The sequence below is a fragment of the Sulfitobacter sp. HI0040 genome (genome assembly GCF_001634885.1).
Taxonomy (GTDB): domain Bacteria; phylum Pseudomonadota; class Alphaproteobacteria; order Rhodobacterales; family Rhodobacteraceae; genus Sulfitobacter.
The window spans coordinates 1-18,400 of sequence record NZ_LWEX01000558.1 but is presented as its reverse complement, the minus strand read 5'-3'; the positions used below and the strand labels follow the sequence as shown (position 1 = coordinate 18,400).

Genomic DNA, 18,400 nt, shown 5'->3' with positions numbered 1-18,400 from the left:
TCCCGGCGGCCACGGCAGCCGCCGACCCCTGCGAGGAGCCGCCCGGCGTATGCGCGGTGTTATGGGGGTTCGCCGTCTTTCCCGGGTCCATGAAGGCAAGTTCGGTCGTGACCGTCTTGCCCATGATGATTGCGCCTTCCCTCTTGAGCCTTTCGACGATGAAAGCGTCCCGCAGGGGCACGCGGCCCTTGTCACGGGCGGTGCCGTTTTCTGTCGGGATGCGCTGGGTGTCGATCACATCCTTCAGGCCGACGGGCAGCCCGTGCAAGCGCCCCAGCGGTCTGCCAGCCCGGCGGTACGTGTCGAGCGTACGGGCCTGAGCCCGGGCGAAGTCCGGATCGAACCAGGCCCAGGCGCCAACCTCTTCCTCGCGCTCCTCGATCCGCGCGATGCAGCTTTCCACGAGGGTCAGTGCATCGAGTGCGCCGCTGGCCAACCGGTCGCGCAGCTCGGACACGCTGACAGGCGTCATCGCGCCCTTCGGCATGCGGGTCTCAGCGCCCATAGAAGAGCTCAGGAAGGTAGAAGACGATGGACGGGAAGATGTACATCAGAACCATCGACACGATCACGCAGAACAGGAACGGCATGACCCCTGCGAAAATCTGCGTCAGGCGCAGTTCGGGTGGCGCGATCCCCTTCAGGTAATAGGCCGACATGGCCATGGGTGGCGTCAGGAAGCTCGTTTGCAGGTTGAGCGCAACGAGGATGCCGAAGAACAACGGGTCGATTTCGAAGACCGCGAGCAGCGGCAGGAAGATCGGCACGAAGATGATGATGATCTCGGACCATTCCAGCGGCCAGCCGAGCAGGAAGATGATCAGCTGCGCAAGGATCAGGAACATCAGCGGCGACAGGTTCAGCGACTGTACGAAGTCGGAGATGATGTGCTCTCCGCCAAGGTAGGAAAAGACAGCCGAGAACGTGTAGGAGCCGACGAAGAGCCAGCACACCATCGCCGTGGTGCGGACGGTCAGATAGACGCTTTCGCGCATCCGCTGCCATGTCATCGCGCGGTAGATGAAGGCAAGGAAGATGCCCCCCAGCGCGCCGATTGACGCAGCCTCCGTCGGCGTGGCGAGGCCAAAGAGGATCGAGCCCAGAACCGCGAAGATGAGAAACGCAAGCGGCAGGAACGACGTCGCGATCATGAGGAGCAGTTTGCCCATCGGCACGTCCGGCACCTCGTCCGCCGTCGGCCGCGGGGCCGAGGACGGCTGCAGGATCGACCGGCCCATGATGTAGACAAGGTAGAGGCCCACCAGCGTCAGCCCGGGCAGCAGCGCCGCCGCATAAAGCCGCACGATAGAGACGTTCGTCGCCGCCGCATAGACGATCAGCATGATCGACGGCGGGATCAGGATCCCCAACGTACCACCGGCGCAGATGATACCTGCCGCGAAGGAAGGATCATAGCGCGCCTTGAGCATGGCGGGCAGGGCGAGCAGACCCATCAACGTAACCACGGCACCCACGATGCCTGTGGCGGTCGCGAAGAGCGCGCAGGTAATCAGCGCGGCCACGCCCATGGATCCGGGAATGTTCTTGGAGGCGACATTGAGGGTCGAAAACAGCCGGTCAACGATGTTCGCCCGTTCGACGATGTAGCCCATGAACAGAAAGAGCGGCACGGCGGTCAGCACTTCGTTCGACATCACGGTGAACGTCTGGTTCACGAATAGGTCGAATATTCGGTTACTGAAGAAGCCCTCCAACCATGTGGACCATTGTTCCCATTGTCCGGCGGTTTCATCCAGACGGTCAAAGCTGCGCCACATGCGCCGCGCGTCGAAATAGGCGTAATAGCCAAAGCCGATGCCCATCGCCATGAGCGTGAAGGCGATCGGAAAGCCCAGAAAGACGAAGACGATGAACAAGCCGAGCATCATCAGGGCAATAAGCGGGTCGGTCATGTGATATGGTCTTTCTCGGCCTGGTTGGCTTCACGCATCATGAGGTCTTCGGTTTCGAACACGTCTTCCTCAGCTTCGAGCCAGTAATTGGAACGTATTGCGATGATGCAGCGACAAACCTGTGCCATGCCTTGGATGAAGAGCAATATGCCGGCTGCGACGATCACCGTCTTGAACTGGTAGATGGGAACGCCCGCCGGGCTGTTGACGGATACTTCGCCGTACTGCCAGGAGCGCGCGGCGTACTTCCATCCCGCGAAGATCATCGCGGTGACGCCGGGAAAGAAGAAGATGACGTAGAGGACAAGATCGATCATGCCCTGTGTCCGCGGCTTTAACAGACGATAGAGAAAGTCTCCGCGCACATGCCCGCCCCGCGACAGGGTATAGGCCCCGCCCATCATGAACAGGGTCCCGTACATGATGAAGGACACGTCCAGCGCCCAGGCTGTGGGGTTGTTCATCACGTAGCGGACGAACACTTCGTACCCTGTGCCGATCGACATGAGCAGGATGAGCCATGCGAAGGCTTTCCCGAACCACGCGGAGAGGGTGTCGGCGAACCGAATGAAAGAAATCATGATGCCTCTGTATCTCGCAGATACTCCGGCGCGTTACGGCGCCGGAGTTCAGACTTCATTGGCGTGATCAGAGCGTGATCTTGCCCGGGAAATAGTGCTCGTAGGCGAGACCGTAGTCAGGCGCGTTCATCAGCTCATAATAGGACACGCGGCTGACCCAGTCACGCTGGCTGTCGAGTGTCTTTTTCATGAAGGGATCGCTTTCCAGTTCCGGGATCAGTTCGTCCCAGGCCTTGAGCTGCGCATCGAGGATTTCCTTCGAGGTGCGCCGCACGGTGACACCCGCCTCGTTCTGCAGGAACTGAAGGTCCGCGGAATAGCGGTCCATCGCCTTGGCGGTGTTGGCCGTCGAAACCGCTTCCACCCCGTACTTCAGGATTGCCTGAAGATCGGGATCGAGGTCTTCGAGGAAGGTGCGGGAGAACAGGAATTCGAAGCTCTCCGACGCCTGGTGATAGGACGACAGATAGTAGTTCTTCGCCACGTCCTGCGCACCGAAATCCTTGTCCGACGAGGGGTTGTTGAACTCGAAGGCGTCGATCACGCCGCGTTCCATCGCGGGCACGATTTCACCGCCGGGCAACTGAGCCACCGACATGCCGAGCTTCGCCATCAGGTCCGCCGCGAGGCCCACGGTACGGTACTTGAAGCCCTGCAGGTCTTCGACGCTGTTCACTTCCTGCTTGAACCAGCCGAAGGGCTGGGCAAACATCGGGAAACCCATGTAGCCGACAACGTCGAGGCCCATGATGTCCTGTGTCAGCTCGTTATAGAGCTCCTGACCGCCACCCTGATAGAACCACGACAGCATCGTCGTCGCCGAGCCGCCGAAAACCGGGCCCGTGCCGAACAGGGACGCCGCCTTGTTCTTGCCGTACCAATAGACAGGCACCGAATGCGCCGCGTCGATCAGGCCGTCGTTCACGGCGTCAAGCACCTGGAACGCCGCCACGACGGCGCCCGCGGGCAGCACATCGACCTTGAGACGGCCGCCGGACATTTCCTCCACACGGGTCGCGTAGTCACGGGCAAAGTCCTGCCAGATGTTCGCATCGTTCCACGATGTCTGCATCTTGATGACAATCGGCGCCTGAGCAAGCACTGCGGGTGCAGCGAGCATGCTGCCCGCGGCAGCCCCGCCGCCTAGCGCGGATTTTGCCAGGAACGAGCGGCGATTAAATTTTGTAGAATTGGTCATATTTCCCCTCCGAAGCGATCGTCAAACAGACTCCCTGTACGTGCTGCGTTGGCTGCACGCGATAAGACGACGTAAGGTCAAACAGTATCCAAATGCATCCGGTTTGCAAGGCGTCTTCTCGGCCCCGACGGCGGCTGAGGCCGGGAATGGGGTGAGAGGCGCGTCAGAGGGGGCACCTTTTCAGGACGGCTCAACCGCAAAACTCACCCGTGTCGTCACGATATAAATACCCAAGTTTCCGCTAGGTCAAAAATGCCGTGCATTTAGGGGGAAACTGCGGTTTCGGCGGCGGTATGTAAAAATTTATTTGGCGCTGGCCTTCCACTGCCCTGCAGCGCCGAAATGTCGCAGCCGAAGGCGAAGTTCCAAATTTCCGGGCTTGGGGGCCGCTCAGCTGAATCAGCGTCCGGATGACAAAGTTTCCGGGAAAAGTGTTGACAGGTCGACCCGAACCAAATGATGATTGGTTCACACCAATCGAGAAATGTTTTGGATCGCAAATGCAACCAGACGGCGACCGGAAGGAAAGCGACCTGTCGGAAAACCTGCGTGTCCTGCAGGAAATTCGCCAGATCGTGACCAATGATCTCGTTCCGTCCGACGGGCGCTTGCCGACGGAGCGGAACCTTGCTGCAGCGTTCGGGGCCGGGCGGCGGTCCGTTCGGCGGGCGCTCGATCAATTGGAGGCCGAAGGTCTCGTCTGGCGGAAGCAGGGCAAGGGCACCTTTGTCGGCCAGCCGCCCGATCCCACGGAAGAACTGGCCGCACGGATCGCGTCCGAGGTCGATCCCCTGACCGCGATGGAGGCGCGTCTGTGCATCGAACCGGCATTGGCCGATCTATGCGCGCGCCGCGCCACGGCGGACGATGTGGCAAAGCTGCGGCGTCTGGCGGACCGGACGATCGACGCCGGCGGTGCGGAGGCGGCAGAGCTGTGGGACGGTGCATTGCACCGGGCAATTGCGCGGATCGCAGGAAACCGCCTGATGCTGACCGCTTTCACCCTGATCGACGAGGTGCGCATGGGCGAGGAGTGGCAGCGCAAGCGGCACCGTGCCCGCACACCCGAGACACGCGAGATGTATAACGATCAGCATGGGCGGATCATCGACGCCATCGACGCGCGCGACGGCCCGGCGGCGGCCAAGGCGATGCGGGAGCATCTCGAAACACTTTTCCTCAACCTGAGAAGTTCGCTCCGTCAGGAGGAGAAATGACCGGCAACGCGCCTCTTCTCGAGGTCAAGGGCCTCTCGGTCGGTGTGGCAGGGGTGGCGCGGCCGCTGGTCGATAATGTCAGCTTCACCCTCGAAGCGGGGGAGACGCTTTGCATCGTGGGGGAATCCGGCTGCGGCAAAAGCCTGACGGCGCTGGCGCTGATGGGGCTTCTGGAAGGCACACCGCTGAAGATTTCGGGCGGCAGTGCAATGTTCCAGCAGACCGACCTGCTTTCGGTATCGCAAAAGGCGCTGCGCGACCTGCGCGGCGACCGGATCGCGATGATTTTTCAGGAGCCGATGACCTCTCTCAATCCCGCGCTTCGGATCGGGGATCAGATTGCAGAGGCCGTTTGCGAACATCGCGACGTATCGCGCGAGGAGGGCAGGGCGCGCGCGCTGGAGATGCTGGAGCGCGTGCGTATTCCCGCGGCGGAAAGCCGGCTCGATGATTATCCGCATCAGCTTTCGGGGGGTATGCGGCAACGGGTGATGATCGCGATGGCGCTGGCAAACGATCCGGCGCTGTTGATCGCGGATGAGCCGACAACCGCGCTCGATGTCACGATACAGGCGCAGATCCTTGACCTGATGCGCAACCTCGGGCGCGAAACGGGAACCGCGCAGATCATGATCACGCATGATCTGGGGGTGGTCGCCGAAATGGCCGACAAGGTCGCGGTGATGTATGCGGGTCGCATTGTCGAAGCGGGTAGCACGGCACAGGTATTCGATGATCCGCAGCATCCCTATACCATCGGGCTGATGTGCTCCATGCCGTCACTCGCTGGCAAGGGTGAGCGACTGGTGACCATCCCCGGGGCGGTGCCAAGCCCGCAGGACATGCCCGCGGGCTGCAGGTTCGCCCCGCGCTGTCCCTTCGCGGACAGCACCTGCAACATGCCGCCGCCGCTGGTGGAGCTGAAATCCGGCCACCGGGTCGCCTGCTGGCATGCGCCCATCGAACTTGCCGTGCCCGCCCCCGAAGAGGAGGAGCCGGCATGACCACGCCCATCCTTGAGGCCCGCGGCCTGTCGCGCCGTTTCATCGCCAGCAAGCCGCTTTTCGGTGCGCCGAAGGTGGTGCAGGCGGTCAATGGCGTGGATCTTGCGATTGCCGAGGGCGAAACCTTCGCCATCGTGGGGGAATCGGGGTGCGGCAAGTCTACCCTCGCGCGGCTACTGTCGCATCTCATCACCGCCTCCGAAGGATCGGTGGTATATCAGGGGCGCGATATTTCCGCATTGTCGGGGGCAGAGTTGCGGGACCTGCGGCGCGAGATGCAGTTCATCTTTCAGGATCCGTTTTCGTCGCTGAACCCGCGCATGACGGTCGGTGCGCTGATCCGCGAACCCCTGCGCATCCACAATATCGGAACCAGAGCCGAACAGCGCGCCAAGGTGGCCGATCTGCTGCGCAAGGTGGGGCTGCGGCCGGAACATGCGGATCGTTATCCGCACGAATTTTCCGGCGGTCAGCGCCAGCGCATCGGCATTGCCCGCGCACTTGCGACAGAACCGCGGGTAGTGATCGGGGATGAACCCGTCTCGGCGCTCGATGTCTCGATTCAGGCGCAGGTGGTCAACATTCTGGAAGACCTGAAGGATGAATTTGGCCTGACGCTGATCATTATTGCCCATGACCTCGCGGTGATCCGGCATATCGCGGACCGAGTGGCCGTGATGTATCTGGGCGAAATCGTCGAGCTTGGCGATGCGGCAGAGGTTTTCGCCGCGCCCGCGCATCCCTATTCCGAAGCGTTGCTGTCTGCGATTCCGCTGCCCACGACCGGCGCGCGTAAGGTGCGCACCAAGATCGAGGGCGACCCCCCGAACCCGATTTCACCCCCGCCGGGATGCCGGTTCCATCCGCGCTGCCCCTATGCCGAGGATCGCTGCCGGACCGAAAGGCCGGTGCTGCGCGACTGCGGCGCAGAGCGACAGGTGGCCTGCCACTTTGCCGAAAGCCTGACGCTGGAAGGGATCACCGCCGAAGAACAGACCCGGCCCGCGGCCGTCGCCGATCGTTTCGAACGATACAGCGCCGCCTTGGCGGCGCGGTCGGCTCACCCGAAAACCACGACCCTGCAAACAGAGGAGTAAATGGAATGCATATGTTGAAAACACTGGGGCTTGCGGCACTGCTTGCCACCACGAGCAGCCTGGCCCAGGCCCAGGACCTGAAAATCGGCCTGCAAGAAGACCCCGATGTGCTGGACCCCGATCAATCCAGAACCTTCGTTGGCCGCATCGTCTATGCGTCGCTCTGTGACAAGCTGGTAGACATCACGCCGGAGCTAGAGATCATCCCGATGCTGGCCCGGGAATGGGAATGGAATGCCGACGGCACCGAGCTGACCATGAAGCTGCAGGAAGGCGTCACCTTCCACGACGGAGAGCCGTTCAACGCCGAAGCCGTGGCCGCCAACATCGACCGGTCGCAGAACTTCGAACTGAGCCGCCGCAAGTCCGAAGTGCAGTCCATCACCGGGACCGAAGTGATTGACGAGCACACGATCAAATTCACGCTCTCGGCGCCCGATGCCACGCTGCTGGCACAATTCGCCGACCGTGCCGGGATGATGGTATCGCCCAAGGCCGCCGGTGAAGCAGGTGAATCCTTTGGTCTGAACCCCGTCTGCGCGGGCCCCTTCAAGTTCAAGGAACGCATCCAGCAGGACCGCATCGTGCTGGAGAAGTTCGACGATTATTATCGCGCGGATGAGATCAACTTCGATACCGTCACCTTCCTGCCGATCCCGGATACGACCGTGCGGCTTGCCAATCTTCGGGCAGGCGATCTGGACATGCTGGAACGGCTTGCGGCGACAGATCTGTCTTCGGCCGAGGCTGACGACGGTATCAAGGTCGAAAAGGCAACCTCCCTTGGCTATCAAGGCATCACGATCAACGTGGCGAATGGGGCTGGTGCCGAAAACCCGCTGGGCCAGAATGCAGCGGTCCGCAAGGCCCTGTCCCTGGCAATCGATCGCAACGCGCTGAACCAGGTCGTCTTTGAGGGCGCCTTTGCGACCGGCAATCAACCGTTTTCGCCCACCTCGCCGTGGTACAACCCGGATTTCACGGTGCCCGAGCGTGATGTGGAAGCTGCCAAGGCGCTGCTGGCCGAGGCGGGCTTTCCCGATGGCGTAACGGTGGAAATTCAGGTCGCCAACAACCCGGTGCAGACGCAGGTCATGCAGGTGATCCAGTCCATGGCGAGCGAGGCGGGCATCAAGATCGAACTTGCGGCCAAGGAATTCGCCACGCTTCTGGCTGACCAGTCGGCGGGCGATTACACCGCCAGCCAGGTCGGCTGGTCGGGCCGGGTCGATCCCGATGGCAACATCCACCAGTTCATGACGACGGAAGGCGGCATCAACGACTCCAAGTACTCCGATCCGGAGATGGACCGTTTGCTCGACGAAGCGCGCCTTTCCACCGATCCGGCGGTGCGCAAGGAAAGCTATAGCGCTGCGATTGCCAAACAGCAGGAAGACATGCCCATCGTCTATCTCTACCACCCGGTTTGGATCTGGGCGCTGGACAAGGACATCAAGGGGTTCGAGCCCTATCCCGACGGCATGATCCGGCTGCACGGCGTGTCCATCGAAGAATAAGGCTCGTCTGAAGATCGCCGCTCCGGGAAACCGGGGCGGCACCACGTAGCCGGTGCAATCCAGGGATTCCGCAATGCTGACTTTTCTCGGACGCAGGATATTGACCGCGATCCCGACGATCATCCTGATCTCGATCTTCGTGTTCTCCCTCCAGCATCTGCTGCCGGGTGATCCGATCCTCGTCATGGCGGGGGAAGAGCGCGACCCGGAGGTGATCGCCGCGCTGCGCGAGAAGTACCGGTTCAACGATCCCGTTCCGATGCAGTATCTGGCCTGGGCGGGCAATGCGCTTCAGGGCGATCTGGGCATTTCGCTGCGGACCCAGCAGCCGGTGCTGGAACTGATCGGGGAAAAGCTGCCCGTCACGATCCAGCTTGCGGTCATGGCCCTGATCATCGCCATTCTCATCGGAATTCCCGCGGGGGTCCTGTCGGCCTACAAAAAGGGCACCTGGATCGACTGGGTCGCCAATATCACCGCGCTTTCGGGGCTGTCGGTGCCGAACTTCTGGCTGGGTATCATGCTGATCCTGCTGGTTTCGGTGAAACTGGGCTGGTTACCCGCGTCGGGCTACGTGCCGCTGACCGAAGACCCGCTGCAATCCATCCGTGTCATGATCATGCCCGCCTTCGTGCTGGGCACCGCCATCGCGGCGACGCTGATGCGTCACACGCGCTCCGCCATGCTGAGCGTTCTGAAATCCGACTATGTGCGGACCGCCCGCGCGAAAGGGCTGCAGGAACGGGTGGTGCTGGTCAAACACGCGCTGCGCAATGCGCTGGTGCCCGTTGTGACCGTGATCACCCTCCTGTTCGGAGAGCTTTTGGCCGGTGCCGTCCTGACGGAGCAGATCTTCACCATCCCGGGCTTTGGCAAGCTGGTGGTCGATGCGGTCTTCAACCGTGACTATGCGGTGGTGCAGGGCATCGTGTTGTGCACCGGTATCGCCTTTATCTTCATGAATATTCTGGCCGATGCGGCCTATCGCATCCTGAACCCGAGGATGTCCCAGCAATGACCGCCGTCGTCGATCCGCAGGTGGCGGCCGACCCGCTGCCGCCCCGCCGCCGCAACCGCGCGTGGGAAAAGTTTCGCCGCAGTCCATCGGCCCTGCTGGGCGGGGTGATCGTCCTGTTCTTCCTGATCGTCGCGTTGCTGGCCCCCGTCCTTCCGGTACCCGGCCCCGCCGAGACCGATTGGGGTGCGGTCCGCAAGGCCCCCACCTGGGCGCATCCTTTCGGCACCGACGAAATCGGGCGCGATGTTCTGAGCCGGATGATCTGGGGGGCGCAGGCGTCCCTTCTGGCGGGGGTGGTTTCCGTCTTGATCGCCGTCTTTCTGGGCATGCCGCTCGGCATGTTGGCGGGCTATATGCGCGGCTGGACCGATGCCGTCATCTCACGCTTTACCGAGGCGCTGCTGGCGGCGCCCTTCCTGATCCTCGCCATCGCGCTCGCGGCCTTTCTGGGCCCGTCGCTGACCAATGCGATGATCGCCATCGGCCTATCGGCGATGCCGGTCTTCATCCGGCTGGCGCGCGCGCAGACGCTGATCGTGATGACCGAAGATTACGTGGAAAGCGCCCGCGCCGTTGGGATCGGACATGTGGGCATGATCGGGCGCTACATCCTGCCCAACATCGTGCCGCCGATCATCGTGCAGTCGACGCTGACAATCGCCACCGCGGTCATTGCCGAAGCATCGCTGTCCTTTCTGGGGCTGGGTCAACAACCCCCCGCACCCAGCTGGGGTGCGATGCTGAACACTGCCAAGAACTTTCTGGACCAGGCACCATGGATGGCGCTCTATCCGGGGGTTGCGATCTTCCTCGTGGTGCTTGGTTTCAACCTGCTGGGCGACGGGCTGCGCGACGCGCTTGACCCGCGCGATCATTGAGGACGGGCGGCATGGGCTTTACCACCAGACCGGAGATCAAGGGCACCTTCGGGGTTGCCACGTCGACGCATTGGATCGCTTCCGCCGTCGGCATGAAAATCCTCGAAGCGGGGGGGTCGGCCGCGGATGCCGCCGCCGCGATGGGATTCACGCTTCAGGTGGTGGAGCCGCATCTGAACGGCCCGCTGGGCGACATGCCCGCGCTGGTCCGCACGGCGGGCGAGGACGCGCCCGTGGTGATCTGCGGGCAGGGGGTCGCCCCCGCGGGCGCCAGCATCGATCACTACCGCGCCGAGGGGCTGGAGCGGATCCCCGGATCCGGTCTGCTGGCAACGGTAGTGCCCGGGTCTTTCGACGCATGGATGCTAATTCTGCACGATCATGGGCGGCTGCCCCTGCGTGACGTTCTGGAACCCGCAATCCATTATGCGCGCCACGGCCATCCCATGCTGCCGCGTGTTGCCGCCACGATCGCGGGGCTGGCTGATTTCTTCAGGGATGAATGGCCCACGTCGTATGAGACCTGGTTGCCCGGGGGCCGGGTGCCCGAGGCGGATGCGCTGTTCCGCAACCCGGCGCTGGCCGATACCTGGGAGCGGCTTTTGCAGGAGGCGGAGGCGGCCAAGGGGCGGGAGGCGCAAATCGAAGCGGCGCGGCGTGCATTCNACAAGGGGTTCGTGGCCGAAGCGATCGACGACTGGATGCGCACAGCCTGTGTCATGGATGCGTCCGGCAGCAAGCACCGGGGCGTTCTGACCGGCGACGACATGGCCCGGTGGGAAGCGACCTATGAAGCGCCGCTCGCCGTCGATTACGAAGGATGGACGCTGTGGAAAGCAGGAATCTGGAGCCAGGGGCCCACGATGCTGCAATCCCTGCGTCTGCTGGAGGGCAGCGGCATCGCGGCGATGGACAGCCGAAGCGCTGACTTTGTCCATACCGTGACCGAGGCGATGAAACTCTCCTTCGCGGACCGTGAGGCGTATTACGGCGACCCGGCGCAAAGCGACATTCCGACCGATATCCTCTTGTCCCGGGCCTATGCGGTGGAACGGCGGACCGGCTTGGGCGCGGAGGCCAGCCTGATCCAGCAACCCGGACGGATCCCGGGGTTCGAACATCTTGCCGATGCCGCCATCGCGCGTGCCAAGGCAAGCGAACAATTATCGGGCGGCGGAGTCGGTGCAGGCGAACCCACCATGGCGCATTTGTCGGAAAAGCGCGGCGATACGGTGCATATCGATGTGATCGACCGCTGGGGTAATTCGGTTTCTGCCACGCCGTCGGGGGGATGGTTGCAAAGCTCGCCGGTCGTGCCGGGGTTGGGCATGCCGCTCAACAGCCGCGCGCAGATGTTCTGGCTGGACGAGGGGTTGCCCACATCGCTGGCCCCCGGGCGACGGCCACGCACGACGCTGTCGCCGTCGATGGCGCAGGCACCGGACGGAACGCAGCACGCCTTCGGCACCCCCGGCGGCGACCAGCAGGACCAATGGCAACTGATGCTCTTTCTCCGGCTGGTGCACAGCGACATGAACCTGCAGGAGGCGATCGACGCGCCGCTGTTCAACACCGCGCATTTTCAGGGCTCCTTCGATCCGCGCGTGGTGCAGCCCGGCCACCTGATGGTGGAGCCTGATTTCGGCGATACCGTGATCGCCGACCTGCGCGCCCGGGGTCATGTGGTCACCGTGGCGGAGCCCTGGACCATCGGGCGACTGACCGCAGCCAGCCGCGCCCCCGATGGCCTGCTGCGCGCGGCAGCGACACCCCGATTGATGCAAGCCTATGCGATTGGCCGATGAGGAGACTGCAATGACCTATTCGATCGTGGCACGAGACGCCCGAACCGGCGAGATGGGGGTGGCCGTCGCCAGCCGGTTCTTTGCCGTGGGCGCGCTGGTTCCCCATATCCGGGCCGGCAAGGGGGCAGTTGCCACGCAAGCCTTCGTCAACCCGCTCTGGGGTATCGAAGCGGCGGATCTGCTGGCGAACGGCGGCGCGCCGCAGGATGTGCTGGATGCGCTGGTGGGTGCTGACAAAGGCCGCGCGAACCGGCAATTGCACATGGTCGACGCCCAAGGGCGGACGGCGGCCTACACCGGGTCTGAATGCATAGACTGGTGCGGCCATGCGAGCGCCGAAGGCGTATCGGTCGCGGGCAACATGCTGGCGGGCGAAGCGGTCGTTCAGGACACGCTGTCGGCCTTTCAGGCGCACGGCGATGCGCCTCTGATCGAACGGCTCATGACGGCGATGGAGGCCGGCGCGGCGGCGGGCGGCGACAAGCGTGGCACCCAATCGGCAGCAGTGATCGTGTACCGGGATCAGCCCTATCCATGGCTCGATCTGCGCGCCGACGACCACCCCGATCCACTGGCCGAGTTGCGCAGGCTCTATGCCGTCGCGCAGGAGCGTTACCTCATCATGGCGAAAACGCTCCCGACCCTTGCCAATCCACATGGTATGCTTGACCGAAAAGACATCGACGCGGAAATCGCCGCTGCCGAGGAGCGCCGAAAATCCGAAGGGCGCGAGAGCCGGTCTTTCGCGACACCGCTGTGAGGGCGCGTTGGGATAGCCACGGTGATGCGCCGCTAAGGGGCAAATTTATGCCCGATCCCGCGATTGCCGAACCCGCGCGCCGATGGCCGGCTACGGATCGAAACGATGTAAATTTGCAAAGGGGGGAATGATGAGCGACCAGAAGATCACCGAAGCGGATATTGAGGCAGCCGAGAAGCTGCTCGCGGTTGCCTATACCACCCGTGAGCGGGCCCAGATGGTGGGAAATCTGGCAGGTCAGATCGATTCCGCCATGGCCCGGCGGGAGGTGGACCTACCCAATTCCGTTCCTATGAGCCTCCGGTTCGATCCACGCCTGCCAGGCTTTGAAATGCCCACGGCTCATGGTGTGACCGGAACGACCGTCGAAGAGCCGCTACCCGACAATGATGCAGATATCGCCTTTGCGACTCTGCCTCAGCTTGGAACATGGATTGCCTCTGGTGCGCTGACCAGCAGACGGTTGACCGAAATCTATCTGGAGCGCATCGAAAGTCACAATCCCAAGCTGTGGTGTTTTGCCGAAGTGATCCCAGAGCGGGCCTTGGCTGAGGCAGATGCGATGGATGCGCTGACGGCGAATGGTGAATCCCGCGGGCCGCTGCACGGCGTGCCATATGGCGTGAAAGATCTGTTCGACACTGACGGCGTGGTCACCGGCTGGGGTGCGGAACCCTTTCAGGACCGCGTGCCGGATAAGGATGCCCGCGTCGTGACCCTCCTGCGCGAATCGGGGGCCGTGCTTTTGGGCAAGACGACGGTTGGCGCGTTGGCCTATAACGATATTTGGTACGGTGGGGTGACGCGCAATCCCTTCAACACGGAGGAAGGCTCCTCCGGCTCCAGTGCGGGGTCGGCTTCGGCCACCGCGGCGGGGCTTTGCGGCTTTGCGATCGGAACCGAAACGCTTGGTTCCATCACATCGCCTTCGCAGCGATGTGGCACGACCGGGCTGCGGCCTACCTTTGGGCGCGTCAGCCGGGCAGGGGCGATGGCACTTTGCTGGTCTCTCGACAAGGTGGGACCCATTTGCCGGGGTGTCGAGGACACGGCGCTGGTTCTGGCAGCCATCAACGGTGGGGATCCGGCAGATCGCAGTTCGATCCATGCCCCTTTTGCCTTTGATGGAAACAAAAGCATTAAAGGGATAAAACTGGGCTATCTGCCGGAAGCCTTCGGAGAGGGGGCCACAGATGTGGACCAAGCGGCGCTGAAGGCGGCGAAGGATCTGGGCATCGAAGTGTTCGAGGTGTCACTGCCCGACCTGCCCTATGCCTCGCTGATGAATATACTCTATGCCGAAGCGGCGGCGGCGTTCGAGGGATTGACGCTGACAGATGCCGACGACACGCTGACGTGGCAGGATGATGGGGCTTGGCCCAACACCTTCCGCAAGGCGCGTTTCCTTTCCGCGGTCGATCACGTGCAACTCGACCGGCTTCGGTATCTTGTGATGCAAGCGCTCGATGATTTGTTCGGTAAAGTCGATGCGCTGATAGGGCCCTTCATGACGGGGCCCATGCTCGTTGCATCGAATTTCACCGGCCACCCCTGCCTGCATCTTCGGGCAGGGTTCGAAGACCTCGGCACGCGTAGCCCCGCCTCGTTGGGGGAGGGCAAGCTGACCACCGGGGAAGCGGACACGGAAGGCGAGAGGCATCGCGTCCCGCAGGGCATTTCCCTCTGGGGGCGTCTTTTCGATGAAGGAACGATCCTGAATCTCGGGCAGGCTCTCGAAGCCCGCCTTGGCGTCGCGGATGAGCGGCCGCGCCTGCCTGATTGAGCAACAGAACCGGCCAGCCAAGGCCGGCAAAGACTGACGGACCGGCGAATTGGCCCGGTTCATGTGCAACAAGGAGATCGAAAGATGAAACGTAGGGAATTTCTTAAGACTACCTCGGCACTGATGGGAGGCACGATCCTCTATGGCCTCGGCAGCCCGGCAATCGCGCAATCTGAACCCGTGCGTGGTGGAACGCTGATCTGGGGGCATTCGGAAACAACCCAGAATCTCGACATGCACCAAACCGGCACGGCATCCACCGGGCGGGTGCTGCAGAACGTCCACGATTCGATCGTCACGGTCGACAAGGATTTGAAGGTCATTCCCAACCTCGCCGAAAGCTTTGAGCAAAGTGATGACGGCCTGACCTACACCTTCCGGCTGCGCCCGGGGGTGATGTTCCACGATGGTAAGGAAATGACATCGGCGGATGTGAAATATTCATTCGACCGCTGCCGCGACCCAGATACGGGGGCGGTGAATTTCGAGGTTTTCAACGCGGTCGATAGCATCGAGACCCCGGACGACCTGACCGTGATCGTCCAGTTGAGCGAAGTAAACGCGCCGTTCCTGTCCCGTTTGGCCGAAAACGGCGCTGGCGTCGTGATGCCAGAAGGATCAGGCGAGCAGCAGGGCACCACGCCCATCGGCTGTGGGCCTTTCCGCTTTGTTCGCCGCGAATTCGGCAATGAGGTGGAGCTTGCGCGGTTTGAGGATTACTGGGACGGGCCTGCCTATCTCGACAAGGTGATCGCGCGGGAGATTACGGAACCCACCGTGCGCCTGACCGGGTTGCGCACGGGCGAGCTTCATATGATCAACGACATCCCCGCCGACCGGATCGCCGAGATCGAAGCAGACGGCGATTTGCAGGTCGTCGCATGGTTTCCGCTGAACTGGGACTTCGTGAACTTCAACCATGATTTCGAACCTTTCCAGAACCCGAAGGTCCGCGAGGCTTTCGACTACATGATTGACAAGGACGTGCTGTTGGAAGGCGCGCTTTGGGGGCAGGGGGAAACGACGGCATCACCTAGCTATCCTACCTCGGTATCCTACAACAGCGATCTGGCCCAGCGTCCGCAGGACATCGAGAAAGCCAAGACACTTCTGGCTGAGGCTGGCTACGGACCCAACGATCTGTCGGTCGTGTTCAAGGTGACGACCAACTATCCTTACCATGTGGAGGCCGCCCAGATCATGCTGGAATGGTTCCGCATGGCCGGGGTCGATGCGTCCATCGAACAACTTACGTGGTCCGATTGGCTGAGCCAGGTCTGGGTCGACAAGGATTTTCAGATCTCGATGATGAACTTCTTCACCCTCTGGGAACCGGATTTCCTGTACTACTCGCTTTGGAACACAGAAGGGGCCTTCAACTACCGCAAGATCTCGCACCCCAAGGTCGACGAGCTGACGGCCAAGGCGCGGGTTACGGTCGACCCAGCGGAGCGCGCGGCGATCTACAAGGAAGTTCAGGAGGTCATCCGGGACGACACGCTCGACGTGGTCCTCTGGTTCCGGAATGGGACCATCGGCGCCCAGCCCGCGGTGCAGGGACTGGATAGCATCGTGCATCCCAACGGCTCCAACCTGCGCTTTCATAAGGTATGGCTTGCCGAAGGATAAAGGCCGATAGATCAGGCCGGGGCGTGCGATCGCGCGCCCCGGTTCTCCCATCCAGTGACAGAGGCGAACCTCGCGTGAGTTATATCCTCAATCGTTTCTTCTCGATGATGCTGACCCTGTTCCTGATCTCGGCGATCACCTTCGCCGTGACCAACATCCTGCCCGGGGATGTCGCCATGATGATCATGGGTACGCAATCCAACCCCGAAGCGCTTGCCGGTCTGCGCGAATCCTTAGGCCTGAACGACCCGCTGCTCGTCCAGTATGGTCGCTGGATTACCGGAATGCTGACAGGGGATTGGGGGTCGTCGCTCGTCTTCAAGGAACCGATCGCGCCGCTGTTGCTTCAAAAAATGACTGCCAGCGGGCTTCTGGTTCTGTTTTCCATGACTATCGCACTCGCCTGCGCCGTTCCGTTGGGCGTCTGGGCGGCGGTGCATGCCAACAAGTGGCAGGATACAGCTGCCAGTTCCACGGCGATGCTGGGGGTAAGCCTGCCGGACTTTTTCTGGGGCATCATGCTCATCCTGCTGTTCGCGCGCGGGTTGGGCTGGCTGCCATCCTCGGGGTTTGTGGACCCGGTGGAGGATTTCGAAGGCGCGGTGCGTCATGCCTTGCTGCCCTCCCTCGCCCTTGGACTCGGTTTGATGGCCCATTTGACCCGCATGACCCGCGCGACTATGACCGGCATTTTGAAGCAGGAATTCATCCGCGTGGCGCGCGCGAAGGGATTGAATGAAAACACGGTGGTATGGCGCTACGGGTTGGCTAACGCCGTGGGCCCGGTGATGACCGTGGCGGGGCTTCAGGTAGGGTATCTATTCGGCTCTATCATCGTGATAGAGAGCCTTTTCAACTACACGGGCATGGGGTGGCTGACCTATCAGGCGCTTCTGAACCGTGACATCCCGCTGATTCAGGCAAGCGTTTTCGTCATCGCTGCAGTGGTCATGCTGGCCAATCTGATTGTCGATCTGCTCTATGCGGTGGCCGATCCCCGGATACGATTGTCATGAAGCTGCCGAGGGCTTTCCGTAGCGCCAAGGGCATCCTCGGGGCGGTCGTTGTTCTGACGGTACTGGCCGTCGCTGTCTTTGCCCCTTTACTGATCCCCGCCGACTGGGCGACCCAGATGGACATGCGCGCGCGGCTGTCGCCGCCGACATGGGGCCATCCGCTGGGCACGGATCAACTGGGACGGGACCTGTTCTTCCGCGTCTTGCTGGGCGCGCAAACCTCGATCTTCATAGCGGTCGCTGCAGTCCTGATGTCCATCGTGATCGGTCTGCCGCTTGGGTTGATATCGGGCTATGTGGGAAAAACGACTGATAACGTTTTGATGCGGCTGGTGGATACGCTCCTCAGTTTTCCGGCCCTTCTGCTGGCACTGACGATCAGTGCGGTTCTGGGGCCGAACTTGCAAAACACGATCATTGCGATTGGCATCGCGTTTACGCCGTTTCTGGCACGGATCATCCGGGGAGAGGCTTTGCGCGTGGCCCAGATGCCCTATGTGGAGGCCGCGCGGACAGCCGGAAATTCGGATCTTCGCATGATCACATTGCATATTTTGCCCAACATCATGCCTGTCGTGATCGTGCAGTCCACCATTAGCCTTGCCTTCGCGATCTTGGCTGAGGCCGGTCTGAGCTTTCTCGGCCTCGGCACCCAGCCGCCCGATGCCTCTTGGGGCCTGATGATCCAGGCCTCCCGCGATTACCTCGATCGCGCGCCATGGACGGCGCTGGTACCGGGTGCCGCAGTGGGTTTGACGGTTCTCGGGCTCAACATGTTCGGGGATGCCCTGCGCGATGCGCTCGACCCGCGCACAAGAGAGGAGGCGTAATGCCGGTTGATCAGACACCTCTGGTGCGCATCGAAAACCTCCGGGTGGAGTTCCGGGGCGATGATGGTCCTATCGTTGGGGTCGAGGATGTCAGCTTTTCAATCGCCCCGGAACTCCGCCCGGAGGTTTTCGATGCGCACCAGAGGTGTCTGAT

At 62.1% G+C, this 18,400-nt stretch carries 16 protein-coding genes; 12 read left to right on the top strand and 4 right to left on the bottom strand.

Features of this window, described 5'->3' with window-relative positions; genetic code table 11:
* The 4 genes from A3728_RS20590 to A3728_RS20575 all read right to left on the bottom strand — a co-directional run.
* Positions 1-505: amidase family protein (locus A3728_RS20590; RefSeq protein WP_236630587.1), on the bottom strand; the 505-nt coding region annotated here is incomplete at its 3' end.
* A complete protein-coding gene (locus A3728_RS20585) occupies positions 495-1,913 on the bottom strand; it encodes a TRAP transporter large permease (protein ID WP_067928126.1) in 1,419 nt (472 codons plus the stop codon). The genes A3728_RS20590 and A3728_RS20585, both read right to left, overlap by 11 nt.
* A complete protein-coding gene (locus A3728_RS20580; protein WP_067928122.1) occupies positions 1,910-2,494 on the bottom strand; it encodes a TRAP transporter small permease subunit in 585 nt (194 codons plus the stop codon). Before A3728_RS20580 ends, A3728_RS20585 begins: the two co-directional genes overlap by 4 nt.
* Positions 2,495-2,561: 67 nt before the next feature.
* Positions 2,562-3,692, bottom strand: a complete 1,131-nt coding sequence (locus tag A3728_RS20575; RefSeq protein WP_067928119.1) for a TRAP transporter substrate-binding protein — start codon at positions 3,690-3,692, stop codon at positions 2,562-2,564.
* Positions 3,693-4,192: 500 nt separating this feature from the next.
* Between A3728_RS20575 and A3728_RS20570 the strand changes: the two genes are divergently transcribed.
* From A3728_RS20570 to A3728_RS20515, 12 genes are all read left to right on the top strand, one after another.
* Positions 4,193-4,909 (top strand): FadR/GntR family transcriptional regulator, encoded by a 717-nt coding sequence (locus A3728_RS20570; protein ID WP_067928116.1) that lies wholly within the window; start codon positions 4,193-4,195, stop codon positions 4,907-4,909.
* Positions 4,906-5,913 (top strand): ABC transporter ATP-binding protein, encoded by a 1,008-nt coding sequence (locus tag A3728_RS20565; RefSeq protein WP_067928111.1) that lies wholly within the window; start codon positions 4,906-4,908, stop codon positions 5,911-5,913. Before A3728_RS20570 ends, A3728_RS20565 begins: the two co-directional genes overlap by 4 nt.
* Positions 5,910-7,010: an ABC transporter ATP-binding protein gene (locus A3728_RS20560; protein ID WP_067928106.1), complete on the top strand. Its 1,101-nt coding sequence runs from the start codon at positions 5,910-5,912 to the stop codon at positions 7,008-7,010. Before A3728_RS20565 ends, A3728_RS20560 begins: the two co-directional genes overlap by 4 nt.
* 5 nt (positions 7,011-7,015) lie before the next feature.
* Entirely contained in the window at positions 7,016-8,527 is a 1,512-nt protein-coding gene (locus A3728_RS20555; protein WP_067928102.1) for an ABC transporter substrate-binding protein, read from the top strand.
* A gap of 73 nt (positions 8,528-8,600) precedes the next feature.
* Positions 8,601-9,545 carry an ABC transporter permease gene (locus A3728_RS20550; protein WP_067928099.1) on the top strand — a complete coding sequence of 315 codons (945 nt, stop codon included), beginning with the start codon at positions 8,601-8,603 and terminating at the stop codon, positions 9,543-9,545.
* Positions 9,542-10,423, top strand: coding sequence for an ABC transporter permease (locus A3728_RS20545; RefSeq protein ID WP_067928095.1), 882 nt, complete (start codon positions 9,542-9,544; stop codon positions 10,421-10,423). Before A3728_RS20550 ends, A3728_RS20545 begins: the two co-directional genes overlap by 4 nt.
* 11 nt (positions 10,424-10,434) lie before the next feature.
* Entirely contained in the window at positions 10,435-12,228 is a 1,794-nt protein-coding gene (locus A3728_RS20540) for a gamma-glutamyltransferase family protein (RefSeq protein WP_067928092.1), read from the top strand.
* A 10-nt stretch (positions 12,229-12,238) separates the two neighbouring features.
* Positions 12,239-12,988, top strand: a complete 750-nt coding sequence (locus A3728_RS20535) for a DUF1028 domain-containing protein (protein WP_067928090.1) — start codon at positions 12,239-12,241, stop codon at positions 12,986-12,988.
* Positions 12,989-13,118: 130 nt separating this feature from the next.
* Positions 13,119-14,771 carry an amidase gene (locus A3728_RS20530; RefSeq protein ID WP_067928087.1) on the top strand — a complete coding sequence of 551 codons (1,653 nt, stop codon included), beginning with the start codon at positions 13,119-13,121 and terminating at the stop codon, positions 14,769-14,771.
* An 84-nt stretch (positions 14,772-14,855) separates the two neighbouring features.
* Positions 14,856-16,400 (top strand): ABC transporter substrate-binding protein, encoded by a 1,545-nt coding sequence (locus A3728_RS20525; protein ID WP_067928084.1) that lies wholly within the window; start codon positions 14,856-14,858, stop codon positions 16,398-16,400.
* Between the two features lie 74 nt (positions 16,401-16,474).
* Positions 16,475-17,416, top strand: coding sequence for an ABC transporter permease (locus A3728_RS20520; protein WP_201722135.1), 942 nt, complete (start codon positions 16,475-16,477; stop codon positions 17,414-17,416).
* Positions 17,413-18,246: an ABC transporter permease gene (locus A3728_RS20515; RefSeq protein ID WP_067928081.1), complete on the top strand. Its 834-nt coding sequence runs from the start codon at positions 17,413-17,415 to the stop codon at positions 18,244-18,246. Before A3728_RS20520 ends, A3728_RS20515 begins: the two co-directional genes overlap by 4 nt.
* Positions 18,247-18,400 lie beyond the last annotated feature (154 nt).

Bases quoted from the DNA above. Each gene is read 5' to 3' on its own strand.
- A3728_RS20550 (WP_067928099.1), top strand. From the start codon at position 8,601: ATGCTGACTTTTCTCGGACGCAGGATATTGACCGCGATCCCGACGATC.
- A3728_RS20530 (WP_067928087.1), top strand. From the start codon at position 13,119: ATGAGCGACCAGAAGATCACCGAAGCGGATATTGAGGCAGCCGAGAAG.
- A3728_RS20545 (WP_067928095.1), top strand. From the start codon at position 9,542: ATGACCGCCGTCGTCGATCCGCAGGTGGCGGCCGACCCGCTGCCGCCC.
- A3728_RS20515 (WP_067928081.1), top strand. From the start codon at position 17,413: ATGAAGCTGCCGAGGGCTTTCCGTAGCGCCAAGGGCATCCTCGGGGCG.
- A3728_RS20570 (WP_067928116.1), top strand. From the start codon at position 4,193: ATGCAACCAGACGGCGACCGGAAGGAAAGCGACCTGTCGGAAAACCTG.
- A3728_RS20585 (WP_067928126.1), bottom strand. From the start codon at position 1,913: ATGACCGACCCGCTTATTGCCCTGATGATGCTCGGCTTGTTCATCGTC.
- A3728_RS20560 (WP_067928106.1), top strand. From the start codon at position 5,910: ATGACCACGCCCATCCTTGAGGCCCGCGGCCTGTCGCGCCGTTTCATC.
- A3728_RS20580 (WP_067928122.1), bottom strand. From the start codon at position 2,494: ATGATTTCTTTCATTCGGTTCGCCGACACCCTCTCCGCGTGGTTCGGG.
- A3728_RS20535 (WP_067928090.1), top strand. From the start codon at position 12,239: ATGACCTATTCGATCGTGGCACGAGACGCCCGAACCGGCGAGATGGGG.
- A3728_RS20555 (WP_067928102.1), top strand. From the start codon at position 7,016: ATGCATATGTTGAAAACACTGGGGCTTGCGGCACTGCTTGCCACCACG.
- A3728_RS20575 (WP_067928119.1), bottom strand. From the start codon at position 3,692: ATGACCAATTCTACAAAATTTAATCGCCGCTCGTTCCTGGCAAAATCC.
- A3728_RS20525 (WP_067928084.1), top strand. From the start codon at position 14,856: ATGAAACGTAGGGAATTTCTTAAGACTACCTCGGCACTGATGGGAGGC.
- A3728_RS20565 (WP_067928111.1), top strand. From the start codon at position 4,906: ATGACCGGCAACGCGCCTCTTCTCGAGGTCAAGGGCCTCTCGGTCGGT.